The sequence below is a fragment of the Sphingomonas baiyangensis genome (assembly GCF_005144715.1).
In the GTDB taxonomy this organism is placed as follows: Bacteria; Pseudomonadota; Alphaproteobacteria; order Sphingomonadales; family Sphingomonadaceae; genus Sphingomonas; species Sphingomonas baiyangensis.
The window spans coordinates 696,801-714,243 of record NZ_SWKR01000002.1 but is presented as its reverse complement, the minus strand read 5'-3'; the positions used below and the strand labels follow the sequence as shown (position 1 = coordinate 714,243).

The following is a 17,443-nucleotide window of genomic DNA, read 5'->3' as shown; positions in this document are numbered from 1 at the left end:
TAGCGCGAGCGCAGTTTTTCGATCCCGGAGGATGCGTTGTTCAAAGGCCTGTCGCCCATCACCTATAATGGCCGTGAAGTCTGGCCGCTGGTCGAAGGCGGCAAGGGAGTCGCGGCGACCAACCATGCCTCGGCCGGGGCGTGGGCCGCAGCGGGCGGTATCGGCACGGTCAGCGCAGTCAACGCCGACAGCTACGATCCCGAAGGCCGCATCATCCCGCAGGTCTATCGCGCGCTGACGCGACGCGAGCGCCACGAGGAGCTGATCGAATACGCCATCGAAGGCGCGGTGCAGCAGGTCCAGCGTGCGTGGGACATCGCCGGCGGCAATGGCGCGATCAACATCAACGTGCTGTGGGAAATGGGTGGCGCGCAGCGCATCCTGCATGGCGTGCTCGAACGTACGCGCGGGCTGGTGGCGGGCGTCACCTGCGGCGCGGGCATGCCGTACAAGCTCTCCGAGATCGCGGCGTCGTACAATGTCCATTATCTGCCGATCGTCAGCTCGGGCCGCGCGTTCAACGCGCTGTGGAAGCGCGCCTATTCGAAGGCGGCGGAATGGCTTGCAGCCGTGGTGTACGAGGACCCGTGGCTCGCCGGTGGCCATAACGGCCTCTCGAACGCCGAGGACCCGCTGGCGCCCCAGAATCCCTATCCGCGCGTCAAGGCGCTGCGCGACGTGATGCGCGCCGGCGGCATTCCCGACAGCACGCCGATCGTGATGGCGGGCGGCGTCTGGTATCTGCGCGACTGGGACGACTGGATCGACAATGACGAGCTCGGCTCGATCGCCTTCCAGTACGGCACGCGCCCGCTGCTGACGCGCGAAAGCCCGATTCCCGACGAATGGAAGAACCGGCTGACCGAGCTCGAGCAAGGCGACGTGCTGCTGCACCGCTTCTCGCCGACGGGCTTCTATTCGTCGGCGGTGCGCAATCCCTTCCTGCGCGCGCTCGAGGCGCGGTCCGAACGGCAGATCGCCTTTTCGGCGCAGACGGCAGGCGACCATACGCATCAGCTCGACGTCGGCGTGAAGGGGCGCAATTTCTGGGTTACGCGCAACGATCTGCTGCGCGCGCGCGAATGGTTCGGCCTCGGCTATACCGATGCGCTCAAGACGCCCGACAATACGCTGGTGTTCGTCACGCCCGCTGAGAAGGCCGAAATCCGCAAGGACCAAGCCGATTGCATGGGCTGCCTCAGCCACTGCGCGTTTTCGTCGTGGAAGGACAGCGAGACCAATTCGACCGGCCGGCTCGCCGATCCGCGCAGCTTCTGTATCCAGAAGACGTTGCAGGACATCGCGCATGGCGGCCCCGTCGACCAGAACCTGATGTTCGCCGGGCACAACGCCTATAATTTCAAGCGTGATCCCTTCTATTCGAACGGCTTCGTGCCGACGGTGAAGCAGCTAGTCGACCGCATCCTGACGGGCGACTGACCGCCGCCCTCAGCCCAGCAGGCGCGCGCGTGCGGCAGCATATTCGCGTGCCAGCCGCTCGACGCGCGCCGCGACGGGCTCGACCGTGTCGACCGCGCCGATGCCCTGGCCCGATCCCCAGATGTCGCGCCACGCCTTCGACTTGGCGCCACCGCCCGAGCCGAAGTTCATCTTCGACGGATCGCTGACCGGCAGGTCGTCGGGGTCTAACCCGGCCGCCTCGATCGATCCGCGCAGATAGTTGCCGTGCACGCCGGTGAAGAGGTTGGTGTACACGATGTCGCGTGCGCGCCCGGCGACGATCGCCGCCTTGTATTCCTCGGGCGCGCCCGCTTCGGCAGTCGCGATGAAAGGTGAGCCGATATAGGCGAGATCGGCGCCCATCGCCTGCGCCGCCAGCACCGCCCCGCCATTGGCGATGGCACCCGAGAGCGCGACTGGGCCGTCGAACCAGCTTCGCACTTCCTGCGTGAACGCCATCGGGTTGAGCGTTCCGGCATGGCCGCCCGCACCCGCGCACACCAGGATGAGCCCGTCGGCGCCCTTTTCCACCGCCTTGTGCGCGAAACGGTCGTCGATCACGTCGTGCAGCGTGATGCCGCCCCAGCCGTGCACGGCGGTATTCAGTTCCTCGCGCGCACCCAGTGACGTGATGACGATCGGCACCTTCCACTTCGCGCATGTCGCCAGATCGGCCTCGAGCCGGTCGTTCGATTTGTGGACGATTTGGTTGACCGCGAACGGCGCCGAGGGGCGATCGGGGTGATCGCGGTCGTGCGCCGCCAGTTCCTCGGTGATGCGATGCAGCCATTCGTCGAGCAGCGTCTGCGGTCGCGCATTGAGCGCGGGAAACGAGCCGACGATCCCCGCCTTGCATTGCGCGATGACCAGATCGGGCACCGAGATGATGAACAGCGGCGATCCGATGATCGGCAGCGCCAGGCGATCGAAGAGCGGGGGAAGGGCCATGCTCCGTTTCATAGCGCAACGGATATGGCTGTCCAGCGGGTCAGAAGGTCGTGGTCGCAGCCTCGATCAACGGACCCGTGGCGCCCATCGCCATCGCAACGGCGAGCGCAAGGAACAGCACCGACAGGATCGAGGACATCGACATCACGCCCCAGCCAACCGCCTGCACCAGCGCGGGGTGCGGGCGCGCGGCACGCTGGTTGCGCTCGGCCATCAACAGCACGCAGCCGGCGATCAGTCCGTAAAGAAACAGTGCGATATCAAGCATTCGGCAGTCATCCGTCGCGTTTGAAGCCGCCCGGTTCGTAACCGCAAATGGTTAACGCATCAACGCCGCGGCATGCGATCAGCCGATTTCGGCGCGCAATTCGTCGATGAGGCCGGGAACCGCCTTGAGGCGCTCGGCCTCTTCGTCGAGGATCGCGTGGAACAGCGCGCGCTTGGTCGCAGTCGCGCGGCCCGGCCCCAGCCGCGCCTCTGCCGGCAATGTCGAGAGGATGATGTCGACCAGCCGATCGGCGCCGTGCAGCCGCCCCCACAGATAGTCGTTCTCGCGATAGGCCCTGCTGAAAAACGCGCCGAAGCTGTTGAACTGTATGCCTTTCAGGCAGGCGCCAGCGCCGCCTGCGCGGATAGCGGTGGCATCGTCGGGCGCGATGCGATCGACGCGGATCGGGTCGAACTCATCAAGCCCTTCGCCTTGCAGCAGCGGCAAGGTCGCGAGGTCGAAGAAGGGGAAGCCCAGATAGGCGAGCAGCAACGGACGACGCTGCTCGCGCGCCAGCCGGCTGAGCGCCGTCGCGATGGCCGCGTCGGTCCGCGCATCGAGCAGCGGTAGTGCGAGCGTGGCTGCCAACCGGTCGAGCACGGTATCGGCATCCTGCGGCAGCGCGCGCACCGCATCACGCAGATCGGCGTGCCGGTCGCTGCGTTGGCACTCGAGATAGGCCGCCAGCGCGCCATAGGCCGCCTCGCGCATCTCGTTGAGCGTCGAATCGCCGGCGTCATGGTCCATCTCGACGATGCGGCGGATAAGGAGGCGCAGCCGCCGGATGCGAAAAGCGATGTCGAAACCGCGAAGAAAATCGATGGCAGCGGCGCTGGCGCCGGTCGCATGTCCCGCGCCCACCGCCATCGCGCCGCGCGCGTCCACCGCGCGCGCGATCGACTCGCGGATGCGCCGCCACCGCTCCTGGCCCGGTTGGTCGCCCACGGCATGCAGCAGGGTCGCGATGCGATCCAGGATGCCCTCGATCTTGAGCAGCGCGTACCCCGCATGACCATAGCCCGCCTTGTCCGCCGCGGCGGCCTGCGCGCGCCGGCGCCATGCCGCCAGTCGCTTGGCCGTCGGGTAGTCGAGGAACAGCGTGTAGCCGAACAGCGCTTCGACCTGCTGCTCGACTTCGCCGCGCAGCCGATCGAGGATCGACACCATCCGCTCGATCGTGTCCGATCGATCGGCGATCGCTTCCAGATTGTCGCGGATCGGTTGCTGTCGCGGAATCTCCGAAAGCGCGCCGATCAGCGTGTGGAAGAAGCCCGGCGGCCCGTCGCCCTTGCCGCCGATCCCGAACTTGAGGCCGGGCCAGGGGTCGATGAACACGAAGCGCCGGTCGATCTGCCGGCGCGCGGGCCGGTTGCGCAATGCCTCGATCGCGGGGCGGAAGGGGGCGTTGGCAAGTACCGAGCCGTCGATCAGCGCCGCCTTCTCGGCCGCATTCACCGCCATCTGGCGCGGCAGCACGCGACGCAGGAAGGCGTCGCGACCCGGCCATTCGACGCCGCGATCGGCAAGCACGCGATCGAGCTCGCCCACCGTGAAGGGCGGGAACGCGCCGGGAAAGCTCGATGTCGCCCGCGCGGCGAAACTCAGTTCCGACGCTGCGCCCAGCGAGTCGCCGGCCGCGCCGCCGTCGCTGAACGACAGCACGAGCCGGTGCTCGGTTTCGACCACCTCGGGCGGCGAATTGAGCCGCAGCCGCTCCGGATGGCCGGCAAAATCGGTGACGGTCACGAACAGGTCGAGCGGCTGCCCCGGCGGCAGCAGCCGCGGGCCCTTGGGCGCCTTCGCCATCGCATCGAACGCGTCGAGCAGCATCCCGAGCATCCGCTCGCCGCCGAAGGGCGGCTCGAACCAGCGCGAACGGACAAACAGGTCGAGCCGCGCACGCACTTCCTCGCGTGCCGCGGCCTCGACGCTTTCGTCGACGGTCTTGCCGCCGCCCACCATCCATGCGAGCGGGCGTGCCCAGAATTTGGTGAGCGCCGATGCCGGCCCCTGGTCGGGCGCGATGAGCTGTTCGACATCGGCCATTTCGAGCCACAGGTCGGTTAGCGGATCGAGACTCTGCCCGCTGCTGATCGCCTGCGCCATGAACACGCCGTTGATCCCGCCCGCGCTCGCGCCTGCGATGATGTCGACGAGCACGCGCAGGCGAATCCCCGTCGCCTCGGCGATTTCCTCGAACAGCCGGCGGTACACGCCCTGGCTGCCTTCGGCCGGCGGATCGCCGTCGCCGAACGCGCGGCTGGCGCGCGTCAGCCGCCAGATTTCCTTGGAAATACCGTGCATGTACACGGCAAGGCTGATGCCGCCATAGCAGATGAGCGCGAGCCGCAGTTCCTTGTCGCGCATCAGGAAGCGAGCTCGGCCCAGATCGGCAGGTGATCCGATGCGGTGCGTGCCGCCGCACTGCTGTGCACGCCGCTCGCCACCACGCGCAGCTCGCGACTGACGAGGATGCGGTCGAGCCTGCCCACCGGCCGGCGCGCATGGAAGCTCGGCCCCGTCTCGGCGAGCGTGAAGCTGCGACAGAAGTCCTGGAGGCACCCCGCCGTCGGTCGCCATTCGTTGAGGTCGCCCATCAGGACCGTCGGCATCGGGTGCGCGTTCGCTTCCAGATGCGCAAGAATGGCGTTGGCCTGCCGCCGCCGCCACAATCCCGAAAGGTCGAGGTGCATGCCGACGACGCGCAGCATCCGCGTGCCGATCCGTATATCGGCCGAGATGGCGCCGCGCGGCTCGAGCGCGGGGAGATGGATCGCTTCGCAATCGACGATCTCGGCATCGCGGCGCACGAGCAGCACATTGCCGTGCCAGCCCATGCTCGCTGCCCGCATCGCGACGGGCGCGGCCATATAGTCGCTGTGCTCGGCAAGCAGATGCGTGCTCAGCACTGCGGCGCGCGCGCCGAACCGGCGATCGGCCTCCTGCAAGGCGACGATATCGGCATCGATCTCGCGCAGCACTTCGAGCGTTCGCTCGGGGCGACGCCGCCGATCGGTGCCAACGGCCTTGCGCATATTGTAGCTGGCGACCTTGAGCATGCGGGGAGCGACGGCATCCGGAGAGGGTAGGGTGATGCAATGCGTCGCGCGCCCGGCGGGTTCCGTCATCCGCGCGGCAGCTCGATCCGCGCCACCAGCCCACCGCCGTCGCGATTGGCGAGCGTTACGCCGCCGCCCGCATCGCGCACGATCGCGCGCGTCAGCGCCAGCCCCAGTCCGATGCCGCCGGTATCGCGGTTGCGCGAGCCTTCGTGGCGGACGAACGGGTCGAACATCGCCTCTAGCCGGTCATCGGGCAGGCCCGGACCCCGATCGCCTATCTCGATCGCGACGCGACCGGCGGCCGCAATTATCTCAACCTCGGCGGCACCGGCATATTTCACCGCATTCTCGATGAGGTTGCGAACCGCGCGCCGCATCAGCGTGGGGCGCACGCGCATCGCGATGCGCGGCGGCTCGTCGAAGCGCACGTCATGGCCCAGATCGCGGAAATCCTCGACCACGGCGTCGACCAGCGCGCCCAGATCGGTCTCGGTGGCGGCTTCGCTTGGCCGTCCGAGCCGTGCCAAGGACAGGATGTCCTCGAGCATGCGGTTCATGTCTTCGATGATGTCGGCCATGCGCGTGCGATCGGTGTCGTCGTCGACCGATTCGATGCGGACGCGCAGCGCCGCCAGCGGCGTGCGCAGATCATGGCCGATCGCGCCGAGCATCCGGTCCTTCTCGTCGAGCATCGCGGTCACGCGCTCGGACAGTCCGTTGTATGCGCCGATGAGCGCGCGCACGTCGGGAGGGCCGCGTTCGGGCATCGGTTCGGGCGTGCTGCCGGGGGCGAAGCTCCTCGCGCGCTCGGTCAGCTCGGCCAGCGGGCGCGTCACCCGCCTGCCGATCCAAAGGACGGGGAGCAGCACCACGGCATAGAGGATCAGCGTCTGCGCGATCAGCCGGGCGATCAACGCGCGCTCGCTGCGCGGCCACGGCGCGCGCAGGGTGAGCCAGCCACGCCCGGGAAGCTCTACCGCGACGACAAGCTCGCCGCCAAGGTTCGCCAGTCGCTCGGCACGGCGCGGGCGCATCGCCGTAAGCCGCGGATCGTCAGGATCAAAACGGCGAATACCGCTCACGATGGCACCATGCTCGACACCCGCTTCGGCAAGTCCCGCAGCGATGCCCGTCTCGACGTCGGCGGCGCGCGGCAAGCCCGTCGGCACCGGGTTGACGGAGATCAGCCGCACGCGCCCGCGCGGCCGCTGCCGCTCGAGCATCGCGCCACGGCCCGCCGCAAGCCGCTCGGCGGCGTCGACTATCCGCGTAATCGCAGGCACCGTGACCTGCGCGAAGCGCGCTTCGCGTCGCTCTCGCCACAACAGTCCGAAATTGATGAGCTGCGCGACAAGCAACGCGAGCGCGACGAGCAGCGCGATCTGCCCCGAAAGGCTGCGCGGCCAGCCGCCCCGCCGCGCTGCCGCCGCCGACGTCACAGCCGAGTGACTTCGCTCGCCAAGGTGTAGCCGCCGCCCCACACCGTCTTGATGAGCGCGGGATTGCGCGGATCGGCCTCGATCTTCTTGCGCAGCCGGCTCACCTGGTTGTCGATCGCGCGATCGAAGGCGGCGGCTTCGCGGCCTTGCGTGAGATCGAGCAGCTGGTCGCGCGTCAGCACCTGGCGCGGGCGCGTGACGAGCGCGTGGAGCAGGTTGTATTCACCCGTCGACAGCGGCACCGATACGCCTTCGCGATCGACCAGCGCGCGCTCGCCCGTCTTGAGCACCCAGCCGGCAAAGGCATAGGCGCCGGCATCGGGCGCATGCTGCCGCACGCCGCCGGCGGCGACGCGCCGCAGGATCACCTTGATGCGTGCCAGCAGCTCGCGCGGCGAGAAGGGCTTCACGACATAGTCGTCGGCGCCCATCTCGAGGCCCACGATCCGGTCGGTCTCCTCGCTGCGCGCCGTCAGCAGAATCACCGGCGTATCGCCCGTCTCGCGGATGTGGCGGCACAGGCTGAGGCCGTCTTCGCCGGGCATCATGATGTCGAGAATGGCGAGGTCGATCGCATAGGCGGCAAGGCGCGCACGCGCGCCTTCGGCGTCGCCGGCCTGCGTCACGCGAAAGCCCTGCTTGGTCAGATACTGCGCCAGCGGCTCGCGGATCGAGCGTTCGTCATCGACCAGCAACAGATGGGGAATGTCGGCCATGTCGGCCATAGACTATACCTTGTTTGGCAGCGCCAGCGTCAAATGCGCCGGGCGGGAAGGGGACCCGCCCGGCACCACTTGACGGCTTAGTTCGACTGGGCGGGCTGCTGCTGCGCCTGACGTGCAGCGCGGCGCTCGGCCCAGCGCTCGCGGCGCTCGGCGCGCTTGACCTTGATCGTCTCGCGCTCGGCGGCGCTGACGGTGCCGTCACCATCGGTATCGATCCGCGCGAAGCGCGTCAACGCTGCCTGGCGATGCTCCTCGCGGCTGATCTGGCCGTCGCCATTGGTGTCGATGCGCGCCATCATGCGCTGCATCATGCGTTCGCCGCCGCGACGCATCGCCTTGCCGCGCGCTTCACGGCGCTCGGCGCGCTTTTCGCGCATCGCGCTACGCTCGGCGGTCGTGATCTGGCCGTTGCCGTCGGCGTCGATACGCGCGAACCGCGCGTCGGCCCGCGCGATCACTTCGGCGCGCGTCGCGGGCGGGGCGGGGCGCTGCTTCTGCGCCTGCGGCGTGCCTGCCGACGCGGTCTGCGCGGCGAAGGCTGCGCCGGTGAGCGCGGTGGCGGCAAGCGTTGCGGAGAGAATGAGCTTCTTCATGGGGGGCGTTCCTGTCGGTTGGACCGGGCCTATCCCGGCTTCGACATCCTGTCTGCACGCCACCTGTCGCGCCGGTTTGTCATGCCGGCACGAACTTGTCGCAACATGTATCAGCCGAAGATCGCCACACTCTGCATCGCCTCGGCGACGAGCACGCCATCAGCATTCCAGATGCGCATCCGCTGGCTCGAATGACCGTCGCGCGCATGATCGGCGTGCGCGTGGAGCAGCCACCAGCCATCGCGCGTGCTAGGCGCTGCCGTCAGCAGGTTCAACTGCCAGGTGAGCGAGCTCAACGGCCGCGGTTCGGGCAGCAGGCGGAATGCCGCAGGCGGCAGCGCATCGCCCACTGCGAGCAACTCCATCGGCGGATCAAGGTCCTCACGCTCGCGCAACCGAGCCCAGCGCAGCCATTCGGCAGGCTCCAGAACCGCCTTGTCGTCATGAAACTCGAAATTATGCGTGAAGAAGCCCGGTGGACCGACATAGAGCGACGCGTCGGTCGGCGGTACGGAGCGCGGCGCCTGCGGGGCGCTGTCATGCATGATCGACGAGGCGAGCGGCGCCATAAACACGAACGTCGCCCGCAGCCCCAGCCCCGCTTCGCCGCTAAGGTCGGCCTCGACGAACGCCACGTTGCGCCCCCGCCGCAGCAGCCGTGCCTCTACCGTCACCGCCCCCGCGAGCGGACCGACGAAGGCGATCTGCGCCGATCGCAGCGGTGGGAGCTCGGGAGAAGCGGCAAGCGCTGCGCGCAATGCGAGCGCGCTAGAGAGGCCGCCGAATGCGGTACGGCCCTGCATCCAGTCGGCGGGAATATCGAAATGCAGGCGATCGCCTTCGGAGCGGGCCTGTTGCAGCAGTGCGGGCAAACCGGTCATGCCCTGCATCTACCCGCCCGCGCGGCGCCGCGACAATGGGCGAAACGCGGCGGCAGGCCGAATGGCTCGCCGCCGCGAAAGGATCAGGCCTCGGCCATTGCAGGCTGCGCGGGCGCGAACTCGCCGTCCTCGCCCATTACCTCGAGCACGCCTTCGGCGATCGAGAAGTAGGCGCCGTGCAGCTTGAGCGCACCGCTGCTCTCGCGCGGCGGGATGAACGGGAAAGTGCGCAGATTGGCGATCGAGGTGCGCACGGTTTCGAGCTCCATCTCGCGGCTCGCCTCGGGGCCGTCGCCGCACTTGGCCTTCACGCGATCGCGCGCTTCGTCGAGGATGCTCACCCAGTCGTGCACGAAGCCGCCTTCGCCGTGCGGCGCGTCGTGGAACATTTCGGTAAGTGCCGCATGGGCGCCGCCGCACTTGCCATGGCCCATCACGACGATCTCTTCGACGTTGAGCTTGGTCACCGCGAATTCGAGCGCCGCCGACACACCATGCAGACCACCGCCCGCATCGAACGGCGGGACAAGGTTGGCGACGTTGCGCACGACGAAGATTTCGCCCGGCAGCGTGTCGAATATCTGTGCGGGCTCGACGCGGCTGTCCGAGCAGGCGATGACCATCACCTTGGGGCTCTGCCCCTCGCGAAGCTGCTCCCAACGTTCGCGCTGGCGGCGCAGGTCGGCGGTGCGGAACCGGTGGTATCCGTCGACAAGGTCGCTGAAATAGGTCACGATCTCTCCTGTGATTAAGGTCAGGGCGCCGGCGCGCACGTCGCGCCTCGCCAGCGTTGCTAACCCAGATCAAGCGCTTTGGTTCCCCCCGGTTGTTTCGCGGCACCCGCGCAGCTATCTGCCAGCCATGACCGATGCGCTCGCCCGCCCTCCACGTACCCGCAAGCCTGACTGGATCCGGGTGAAGGCCCCGACATCGACGGGCTTTGCCGAAACGAAGGCGCTGATGCGCCGGCTCAACCTTGCGACCGTATGCGAGGAAGCGGCCTGTCCCAATATCGGCGAGTGCTGGACCAAGAAGCACGCGACGGTGATGATCCTGGGCGACGTCTGCACCCGAGCCTGCGCCTTCTGCAACGTCAAGACGGGCATGCCGCGCAAGGTCGATCCGCTCGAACCGCAGCATACCGCCGACGCGGCCGCCGAGCTCGGGCTCGAGCATATCGTCATCACTTCGGTCGACCGCGACGATCTGCCCGATGGCGGTGCGAGCCAGTTCGTCAAAGTGATCGAGGCGCTGCGCCGTACCACGCCCGCTACCACGATCGAGATCCTGACGCCCGATTTCCGCAACAAGGCGCAGGCCGCGATCGAGGCGATTGTCGCGGCGCGACCCGATGTGTACAACCACAATCTCGAAACGGTGCCGCGCCTTTATCCCACCATCCGTCCGGGCGCGCGCTATTACGCGTCGCTGCGCCTGCTCGAGAGCGTCAAGCGCCACGACCCGTCGATCTTTACCAAGTCGGGCGTGATGATGGGGCTGGGCGAGCAGCGGCTCGAAGTGCATCAGGTGATGGACGACATGCGCTCGGCCGATGTCGATTTCCTCACCATGGGCCAGTATCTGCAACCCACGCCGCGCCACGCGAAGGTCGAGGATTTCGTGACGCCGCAGGCATTCGATGCCTATGCCGCGATTGCGCGCGCCAAGGGCTTTCTGCTCGTCGCGTCCTCGCCGCTCACGCGCTCGAGCTATCATGCCGGCGAGGATTTCGCCCGCCTGCGTACCGCCCGCGAAACGCGGCTCGCCGCCGCGCGTTAAGGCCCGCCATGCCCAAGCATACCGAAACGCGCGATCTGCCCTATTCGCCCGAGCAGATGTTCGATCTGGTTGCCGATGTCGCGCGCTATCCCGAATTCCTCCCCTGGGTCAGTGCGATACGCGTGCGATCGAACAGCCAGAGCGAGATGGTCGCCGACATGATCGTCGGTTTCAAGGGGCTGCGCGAGACCTTCACCTCGAAGGTGCAGAAGGAGCGGCCCGACCATATCCGCGTCGACTATCTCGACGGCCCGCTCAAGTATCTCAACAACGACTGGCGCTTCCGGCCCGACGGCAAGGGCGGCTGCCATGTCGATTTTTGCGTCGACTTCCAGTTCAAGAGCCGCATGTTCGAGATGCTGGCGGGCCAGGTGTTCGATCGCGCGTTGCGCAAGATGATCGGCGCGTTCGAGACGCGTGCGGCCGCCCTCTACGGCGCCGGCGCGGGAACGGCAGCCGGCAACTCGGACGACGGGAGCAGCAGTTCGAGCGCACACAGCGCCGCCTGAAGCCGCACCCCGCCACGGCCGTTATTCTCGAAGTCGCGCGCGTCGGCGATGACGCGCTTGGGGTCGGCACCGCGCTCGGCGAGCGCGAACACCACGCGGCCCACGGGTTTCTTCTCGCTCCCACCGCCAGGGCCGGCGATGCCGGTGATCGCGACCGCGACATCGGCACCCGATTTCGCGAGCGCCGCCTGCGCCATCTGCCACGCCACCGCCACCGATACCGCGCCGAAGGTTTCGAGCACGTCGCCGCTCACGCCGAGGATCGCGCGCTTGGCTTCGTTTGAATAGGTCACGAACCCCGCTTCGACCACGTCCGACGATCCGGCGATCTCGGTCAGCGCGGTCGTGACGAGCCCGGCGGTGCAGCTCTCGGCCGTGGCAATGCGGCGACCGGCGCGGCGATTGGCCTCGATCACCTCGATCGCCTTGTCGACCAGAATCTGCGGCAGCAGCGTGTCGCGAATCTCGCTCATCGCGCGGCTCGCGGCGCCGGACAGATGCGCACCGCCATCGCCCGCCCGCGATCCTCGCGGCCCGCCAGATCGAAGGCGATCGCGGCCAGCCCGGCGGCGTTGCGCGCCGGCAACGGCTCGATCAGCGTCATCGCGCGGTCGATGAGCGGGCAGTCGTCGGCGCGTATGCCCGCGGCGATCATCTGCGCCATCATCGGCGCTGCCGCCGGGCGCGCGAACTGCGAATCGAGCAATTGCGCCAGCCCGCCCAGCTCGCTGGCGCCCGCGCCCGACAGCTTGGCGAAGGCCGATTTCGCCAGCGGCCAAGCGCCGTCGGCCTCGGCCCGGTATTTCGCGATCAGCGCGCCCGAAGGCTGGCGCAGCGGCGATGCCGCCGGCAGCGACGGCGCGCATACGCGCCCCGCCTCGCGGATCAGCTCGGGCGCGACATAGAGGAACAGCGCTTCGGCCTCGCGCTGGCTGACGCAGGTCTGCGCCGACGCCGTGGCAGGCAACGCCAGCGCGGCGAGAAACAGGGCACCCTTGCGGGCGATCGAACGCAACTCGGTCATGGGTTCCAATCCGGTATCCGTATCGTGGCGATCGCCTGTGCGGCGATGCCTTCGCCGCGCCCGGCAAAGCCCAGGCGCTCGGTCGTCGTCGCCTTGACGCTAACTTTGGCGGGCGCGACCTGCAACAACGCCGCGATGCGCTCGCGCATCGCATCGCGATGCGGGCCGATCTTTGGCGCCTCGCAGATGAGCGTGAGGTCGACGAAATCGATGACGCCTCCCGCGCCCTTCACAAGTTCCACGGCATGTTCGAGGAACTGTGCCGACGCCGCGCCCTTCCATTGCGGATCGCTCGGCGGGAAATGCTGGCCGATATCGCCCGCCGCAATCGTGCCGAGCAGCGCGTCGGTAATCGCATGCAGCGCGACATCGGCGTCGCTGTGGCCCGACAGCCCGCGATCGTGCGGCACCAGCACGCCGCCCAGCCACAATTCCTCGCCGGCTTCGAGCCGGTGGACGTCGAAGCCGGTTGCCGAGCGACTGACCATGCGGCCGGCGAGCAGCGCCTCGGCCGTCGCCAGATCGGCGGGATAGGTGATCTTGTCGAGCATCGTGCTTCCTTCGATCGTCGCGACCGTAGCGCCCGCGGCGCGCAGCATCTGCGCGTCGTCGGTCGCCTCGGCATCGGCCGGCCAACCACGATGCGCCGCCACCAGATCGGCGAGGCGGAACGCCTGCGGCGTCTGCACGCGCACCAGCGCATCGCGCGGCACGACCTCGCCCAGCCGGCCATCGGCGCGCGCCAGGGTGTCGGCGACGCGCAGCACCGGCACCGCGCCCGGACAGGTGTCGAGCGCGGCGACCAGCGCGTCGATGACGGCCGAAGGCACGAGCGGGCGCGCCGCGTCGTGCACGAGCACGCGATCAAAACCCTCGGCTGCGAGCACCGCCAGCCCGTTGGCGACCGATTCGCGCCGCGTCACGCCGCCATCGCATCGCCGCGCGCCAGGCACCGCCTGTTCGAGCATCGCCGCCTGCTCGGGCGCGGTAACGACCAGCACGGCATCGATATCGGGGTGCCCGGCGAACGCGGCATGCGCATGCGCTACCAGCGGCCGGCCGGCGAGCGGCAGGAATTGCTTGGGCAGCGCATCGCCAAAGCGCGCACCCTGTCCGGCGGCGACGATGAGGGCGGCGGTTCGATGCTGCGACATTGCGCGAGCGCCTAGCGCATGGTGCGTGCGCCCGCCAGCCCGCCTTGTCAGCCGCGGTCGATTCGGCTAGGCGCTGCCTGTTTTTCAGGCAGACCCATGCAGACGCTCGCTCCCATCCAGATCGGTCCCGTGCGGATCGAAAGCCCGGTGCTGCTCGCACCGATGACCGGCGTGACCGACATGCCGTTCCGCACGCTGGTGCGCCGCTTCGGCTCGGGGCTCAACGTCACCGAGATGATCGCCAGCCAGGCGATGATCCGAGAGACGCGCCAATCCGAGCAGAAGGCGGCGTGGCACCCGAGCGAGGAGCCGGTGTCGATGCAGCTCGCCGGCTGCACGCCGCACGAGATGGCGGAGGCCGCCAAGCTCAACGCCGATCGTGGTGCTGCGATCATCGACATCAACATGGGCTGCCCGGTCAAGAAGATCGTCAACGGTGATGCCGGGTCTGCGCTGATGCGCGACCTGCCGCTGGCCGCGAGCCTCATCGCCGCAACGGTCAAGGCGGTCGACGTGCCCGTCACCGTCAAGATGCGCATGGGCTGGGATCATGCCAGCCTCAACGCGCCCGAACTTGCGCGCATCGCCGAGGATCTCGGCGCGCGGCTCATTACCGTTCACGGCCGCACGCGCAACCAGATGTACAAGGGCAGCGCTGACTGGGCGTTCATCCGCAGGGTCAAGGATGCCGTGTCGATCCCGGTGATCGCCAATGGCGACATCTGCTCGATCGAGGATGCCGAGGCGGCGCTGGCGCAATCGGGTGCCGACGGCGTGATGATCGGCCGCGGCGCCTATGGCCGGCCGTGGCTGCTGGGGCAGGTGATGGCGCATTTCGCCGGGCGCGGCCGCGTGCCCGACCCAAGCGTCGAGGCGCAGTACGAGATGCTGGTCGAGCAATATGACGCCATGCTTTCGCACTACGGCACCGTCACCGGCGTCAACCTCGCGCGCAAGCATATCGGCTGGTACACGCGCGGCCTGCACGGCTCGGCCGATTTTCGCAACAAGGTGAACCAGCAGGCCGATCCGCGCGTGGTGAAAGCCATGCTCGCCGAGTTCTACGCGCCGTGGCGCAGCCGCGCGGCGGCCTGAACGGCCCCGCCACCGGCGACGCGCGCGTACCCGGCTGGGCCGAGCTGTTCGCCGCCCTGCCGGCGGCGGTGCTCGTGCTCGATGACGGCGACGGCATCGTGTTCGCCAATGGCGCTTGCGAACTGCTGCTCAACCAGTCCGAGCGATCGATGCGCGGGCTGGGCTTCCATCAGGTCTTCAAGCTGCCCGCCGACTATGCCGAGCGGCGCGAGCGCGGCGGAGTCACGCTATTCGATACCGAGCTTGCAACGCAGCGCGGCCATCGCGTGCGCGTCGATCTGAGCGAGGCGACGCTCGTCGATCATCCCGGCTGGCGCGTGGTGGCGCTGCACGATCGCGCACGGCGGCATGGCGGCGGCGATCGCGGCGGCGGCGCGCGGGCAGCGATGGGCGCCGCGGCGATGCTCGCGCACGAAATCAAGAACCCGCTGTCGGGCATCCGCGGTGCCGCGCAGCTCTTGGGTGACAGCGGCGCCGATGGCGAGCTCACCGCGCTCATCACCACCGAAGTCGATCGCGTCGCCGCGTTGATCGACCGGATGCAGGACTTCACCGATACGCGCGCCGCCACGCTCGCGCCCGCCAACATCTACCCCTTGCTCGGCCATGCCCGCCGCGTTGCCGAGGCGGGCTTCGCGCGCGGGCTGCCGATCGAGGAACGCTTCGATCCCTCGCTGCCGCCCGCGCTGATCGACGGCGGTCGCTTCCTCCAGATCGTGGTCAACCTGCTAAAGAACGCCGCCGAGGCGGTGCGCGACCGGGCCGATGCGCGCATCGTCGTCACCACCGCCTATCGCCACGGCATGTCGGCATCGAGCGCGCCCGGCCGCCCACGCCAGCCGCTGCCGATCGAGATCTGCGTGCTCGACAACGGTCCCGGCGCGCCGGCGGATATCGCGCAGCATCTTTTCGAGCCCTTCGTCTCAGGCAAGCCCGAAGGGCAGGGGCTCGGCCTGCCGCTCGTCGAGAAGCTAATGACCGACATGGGCGGCCTCGTCGGCTATTCGCGTGAGGGGGAACCGCCATGGACCGTGCTGCGCCTGATGTTGCCGCGAGCGCGCGGATGAACCCCGCCGGCACGATCCTCGTCTGCGAGGACGACAGCGCGATCCGTACCGTCATCGTGCAGGCGCTCCGGCGCGCCGGGCACCGCGTCATCGCGGTGTCGACGCTGGCGCAGCTGCATACCGAGCTGTCCGAAGGCATGCCCGATTGCGTCGTGACCGACGTCATCCTGCCCGACGGCAACGGCCTCGACATGGCGACCGCGCTCACCGCCGACTTCCCGCGCCTGCCGATGATCGTGCTGTCGGCGCAGAACACGCTCACCACCGCAGTGCGCGCGACCGAGGCGGGGGCCTTCGACTATCTGCCCAAGCCCTTCGATCTCGATGCGCTCACCGCCAGCGTCCGCTCGGCGCTGATGCGCGGTCGTGCCGGCCCGGCCGCGACGATCGACGTCGAGGACGCAGGCGTGCCGCTGATCGGCCGCTCGCCCGCGATGCAGGACGTGTACCGCGTCATCGCGCGCGTCGTCGCCAACGACCTGACGGTGCTGATCTCGGGCGAATCGGGCACGGGCAAGGAGCTTGTGGCGCGCGCGATCCACGATCTCGGGCCGCGTCGCCACGCGCCGTTCATCGCGCTCAACATGGCGGCGATCCCGCGCGAGCTGATCGAGGCCGAGCTGTTCGGTCACGAACGTGGTGCATTCACCGGCGCACAGGCGCGCATGGCGGGCAAGTTCGAGCAGGCGGCAGGCGGCACGCTGTTCCTCGACGAGATCGGCGACATGCCGCTCGACGCACAGACGCGGCTGCTGCGCGTGCTGCAATCGGGCGAGTTCACCACCGTCGGCGGCGCGCGCACCATCCGGGCCGACGTCCGCATCGTCGCCGCCACCAACAAGGAGCTTACGGCGCTGGTAGCCGCGGGCCAGTTCCGCGAAGATCTCTATTATCGTCTCGACGTGGTGCCGATCGCGCTTCCCCCCTTGCGCGAACGCCGGCAGGACGTGGCGCTGCTTGCGCGCCACTTCCTCGATCGCGCCGCCGAGCGCGGGCTGCCGCGCAAGGGGCTCGACAAGGCTGCGGTGGCGGTGCTCGAGGCGCATGACTGGCCCGGCAATGTGCGCGAGCTCGAGAACCTCATGCGTCGCCTTGCCGCACTCGGCCGCGACGAGACGATCGGCGCCGCCGAGGTGCGCGCCAATCTCGGGCACGCCGCCAGCACCGCGCCCGAACCCGACCCCGATCTCGCCGCCGCGGTGCTGCGCCGGCTCGAACGCCTCGAACGCGAGATGCCCGCCGCGTTCGACGATGGCAGCCTCTACGAACGCATCATCGCCGAGGTCGAGCGCCCGCTGATCGAGGCGGTGCTGGCACGCTGCGGCGGCAACCAGCTGCGCGCCGCGGCGGTGCTCGGCATCAACCGCAACACGCTGCGCAAGCGGCTCGACACGCTGGCGATCGATCCCGCGCGGCGGAGCGAGCTGCCGTAGCGGCA

General features: G+C 68.7%; 18 protein-coding genes. 6 read left to right on the top strand and 12 right to left on the bottom strand.

Going from position 1 to position 17,443, the window contains the following annotated elements:
* The first annotated feature begins 36 nt into the window (after positions 1 to 36).
* Entirely contained in the window at positions 37 to 1,440 is a 1,404-nt protein-coding gene (locus tag FBR43_RS06600) for an NAD(P)H-dependent flavin oxidoreductase (RefSeq protein ID WP_136942407.1), read from the top strand.
* A gap of 9 nt (positions 1,441 to 1,449) precedes the next feature.
* On the opposite strand, the gene FBR43_RS06595 is transcribed toward FBR43_RS06600, so the two are convergent.
* The 9 genes from FBR43_RS06595 to FBR43_RS06555 all read right to left on the bottom strand — a co-directional run bounded on the left by FBR43_RS06595 (position 1,450) and on the right by FBR43_RS06555 (position 10,111).
* Positions 1,450 to 2,409, bottom strand: a complete 960-nt coding sequence (locus FBR43_RS06595) for an NAD(P)H-dependent flavin oxidoreductase (RefSeq protein WP_136942406.1) — start codon at positions 2,407 to 2,409, stop codon at positions 1,450 to 1,452.
* A gap of 40 nt (positions 2,410 to 2,449) precedes the next feature.
* Positions 2,450 to 2,677: a hypothetical protein gene (locus FBR43_RS06590; RefSeq protein WP_136942405.1), complete on the bottom strand. Its 228-nt coding sequence runs from the start codon at positions 2,675 to 2,677 to the stop codon at positions 2,450 to 2,452.
* Between the two features lie 78 nt (positions 2,678 to 2,755).
* Positions 2,756 to 5,044: a patatin-like protein gene (locus FBR43_RS06585; RefSeq protein ID WP_136942404.1), complete on the bottom strand. Its 2,289-nt coding sequence runs from the start codon at positions 5,042 to 5,044 to the stop codon at positions 2,756 to 2,758.
* Positions 5,044 to 5,736, bottom strand: a complete 693-nt coding sequence (locus FBR43_RS06580; RefSeq protein WP_136944075.1) for an endonuclease/exonuclease/phosphatase family protein — start codon at positions 5,734 to 5,736, stop codon at positions 5,044 to 5,046. Before FBR43_RS06580 ends, FBR43_RS06585 begins: the two co-directional genes overlap by 1 nt.
* A 65-nt stretch (positions 5,737 to 5,801) precedes the next feature.
* Positions 5,802 to 7,178, bottom strand: a complete 1,377-nt coding sequence (locus FBR43_RS06575) for a sensor histidine kinase (RefSeq protein ID WP_249276484.1) — start codon at positions 7,176 to 7,178, stop codon at positions 5,802 to 5,804.
* Complete coding sequence (locus FBR43_RS06570; protein WP_136942403.1) at positions 7,175 to 7,894, bottom strand: response regulator; 720 nt, start codon at positions 7,892 to 7,894, stop codon at positions 7,175 to 7,177. Before FBR43_RS06570 ends, FBR43_RS06575 begins: the two co-directional genes overlap by 4 nt.
* 86 nt (positions 7,895 to 7,980) lie before the next feature.
* Positions 7,981 to 8,496 carry an EF-hand domain-containing protein gene (locus tag FBR43_RS06565; protein ID WP_136942402.1) on the bottom strand — a complete coding sequence of 172 codons (516 nt, stop codon included), beginning with the start codon at positions 8,494 to 8,496 and terminating at the stop codon, positions 7,981 to 7,983.
* A 110-nt stretch (positions 8,497 to 8,606) separates the two neighbouring features.
* On the bottom strand, positions 8,607 to 9,377 hold the full coding sequence (locus FBR43_RS06560; protein WP_136942401.1) for a thioesterase family protein: 771 nt from the start codon (positions 9,375 to 9,377) through the stop codon (positions 8,607 to 8,609).
* An 83-nt stretch (positions 9,378 to 9,460) separates the two neighbouring features.
* A complete protein-coding gene (locus tag FBR43_RS06555) occupies positions 9,461 to 10,111 on the bottom strand; it encodes a carbonic anhydrase (RefSeq protein ID WP_136942400.1) in 651 nt (216 codons plus the stop codon).
* Between the two features lie 127 nt (positions 10,112 to 10,238).
* Here FBR43_RS06555 and lipA point away from each other — a divergent pair, with 127 nt between their 5' ends.
* Positions 10,239 to 11,156, top strand: coding sequence for a lipoyl synthase (gene lipA, locus FBR43_RS06550; RefSeq protein ID WP_136942399.1), 918 nt, complete (start codon positions 10,239 to 10,241; stop codon positions 11,154 to 11,156).
* Between the two features lie 8 nt (positions 11,157 to 11,164).
* Positions 11,165 to 11,665: a type II toxin-antitoxin system RatA family toxin gene (locus tag FBR43_RS06545; protein ID WP_136942398.1), complete on the top strand. Its 501-nt coding sequence runs from the start codon at positions 11,165 to 11,167 to the stop codon at positions 11,663 to 11,665.
* Here the strand turns inward: FBR43_RS06545 and FBR43_RS06540 are convergent.
* From FBR43_RS06540 to FBR43_RS06530, 3 genes are read right to left on the bottom strand one after another with little or no spacing between them, the layout of a single operon-like run.
* Complete coding sequence (locus FBR43_RS06540) at positions 11,587 to 12,129, bottom strand: CinA family protein (protein WP_136944073.1); 543 nt, start codon at positions 12,127 to 12,129, stop codon at positions 11,587 to 11,589. The two genes, FBR43_RS06545 and FBR43_RS06540, sit on opposite strands and share 79 nt — an antisense overlap.
* 5 nt (positions 12,130 to 12,134) lie before the next feature.
* Positions 12,135 to 12,689 (bottom strand): hypothetical protein, encoded by a 555-nt coding sequence (locus FBR43_RS06535; RefSeq protein WP_136942397.1) that lies wholly within the window; start codon positions 12,687 to 12,689, stop codon positions 12,135 to 12,137.
* On the bottom strand, positions 12,686 to 13,843 hold the full coding sequence (locus FBR43_RS06530; RefSeq protein ID WP_136942396.1) for a bifunctional 2-C-methyl-D-erythritol 4-phosphate cytidylyltransferase/2-C-methyl-D-erythritol 2,4-cyclodiphosphate synthase: 1,158 nt from the start codon (positions 13,841 to 13,843) through the stop codon (positions 12,686 to 12,688). The genes FBR43_RS06535 and FBR43_RS06530 overlap by 4 nt, the downstream gene beginning before the upstream one ends.
* A 96-nt stretch (positions 13,844 to 13,939) precedes the next feature.
* Between FBR43_RS06530 and dusB the strand changes: the two genes are divergently transcribed.
* From dusB to ntrC, 3 genes are read left to right on the top strand one after another with little or no spacing between them, the layout of a single operon-like run.
* A complete protein-coding gene (dusB, locus tag FBR43_RS06525; protein ID WP_136942395.1) occupies positions 13,940 to 14,938 on the top strand; it encodes a tRNA dihydrouridine synthase DusB in 999 nt (332 codons plus the stop codon).
* Complete coding sequence (locus tag FBR43_RS06520; protein WP_249276483.1) at positions 14,914 to 16,005, top strand: two-component system sensor histidine kinase NtrB; 1,092 nt, start codon at positions 14,914 to 14,916, stop codon at positions 16,003 to 16,005. The genes dusB and FBR43_RS06520 overlap by 25 nt, the downstream gene beginning before the upstream one ends.
* Positions 16,002 to 17,438 (top strand): nitrogen regulation protein NR(I), encoded by a 1,437-nt coding sequence (ntrC, locus tag FBR43_RS06515; RefSeq protein ID WP_136944071.1) that lies wholly within the window; start codon positions 16,002 to 16,004, stop codon positions 17,436 to 17,438. The genes FBR43_RS06520 and ntrC overlap by 4 nt, the downstream gene beginning before the upstream one ends.
* Positions 17,439 to 17,443: the final 5 nt, after the last annotated feature.

Bases quoted from the DNA above. Each gene is read 5' to 3' on its own strand.
- FBR43_RS06595 (WP_136942406.1), bottom strand. From the start codon at position 2,409: ATGGCCCTTCCCCCGCTCTTCGATCGCCTGGCGCTGCCGATCATCGGA.
- FBR43_RS06590 (WP_136942405.1), bottom strand. From the start codon at position 2,677: ATGCTTGATATCGCACTGTTTCTTTACGGACTGATCGCCGGCTGCGTG.
- FBR43_RS06585 (WP_136942404.1), bottom strand. From the start codon at position 5,044: ATGCGCGACAAGGAACTGCGGCTCGCGCTCATCTGCTATGGCGGCATC.
- FBR43_RS06580 (WP_136944075.1), bottom strand. From the start codon at position 5,736: ATGCTCAAGGTCGCCAGCTACAATATGCGCAAGGCCGTTGGCACCGAT.
- FBR43_RS06570 (WP_136942403.1), bottom strand. From the start codon at position 7,894: ATGGCCGACATTCCCCATCTGTTGCTGGTCGATGACGAACGCTCGATC.
- FBR43_RS06565 (WP_136942402.1), bottom strand. From the start codon at position 8,496: ATGAAGAAGCTCATTCTCTCCGCAACGCTTGCCGCCACCGCGCTCACC.
- FBR43_RS06560 (WP_136942401.1), bottom strand. From the start codon at position 9,377: ATGACCGGTTTGCCCGCACTGCTGCAACAGGCCCGCTCCGAAGGCGAT.
- lipA (WP_136942399.1), top strand. From the start codon at position 10,239: ATGACCGATGCGCTCGCCCGCCCTCCACGTACCCGCAAGCCTGACTGG.
- FBR43_RS06545 (WP_136942398.1), top strand. From the start codon at position 11,165: ATGCCCAAGCATACCGAAACGCGCGATCTGCCCTATTCGCCCGAGCAG.
- FBR43_RS06535 (WP_136942397.1), bottom strand. From the start codon at position 12,689: ATGACCGAGTTGCGTTCGATCGCCCGCAAGGGTGCCCTGTTTCTCGCC.
- FBR43_RS06530 (WP_136942396.1), bottom strand. From the start codon at position 13,843: ATGTCGCAGCATCGAACCGCCGCCCTCATCGTCGCCGCCGGACAGGGT.
- dusB (WP_136942395.1), top strand. From the start codon at position 13,940: ATGCAGACGCTCGCTCCCATCCAGATCGGTCCCGTGCGGATCGAAAGC.
- ntrC (WP_136944071.1), top strand. From the start codon at position 16,002: ATGAACCCCGCCGGCACGATCCTCGTCTGCGAGGACGACAGCGCGATC.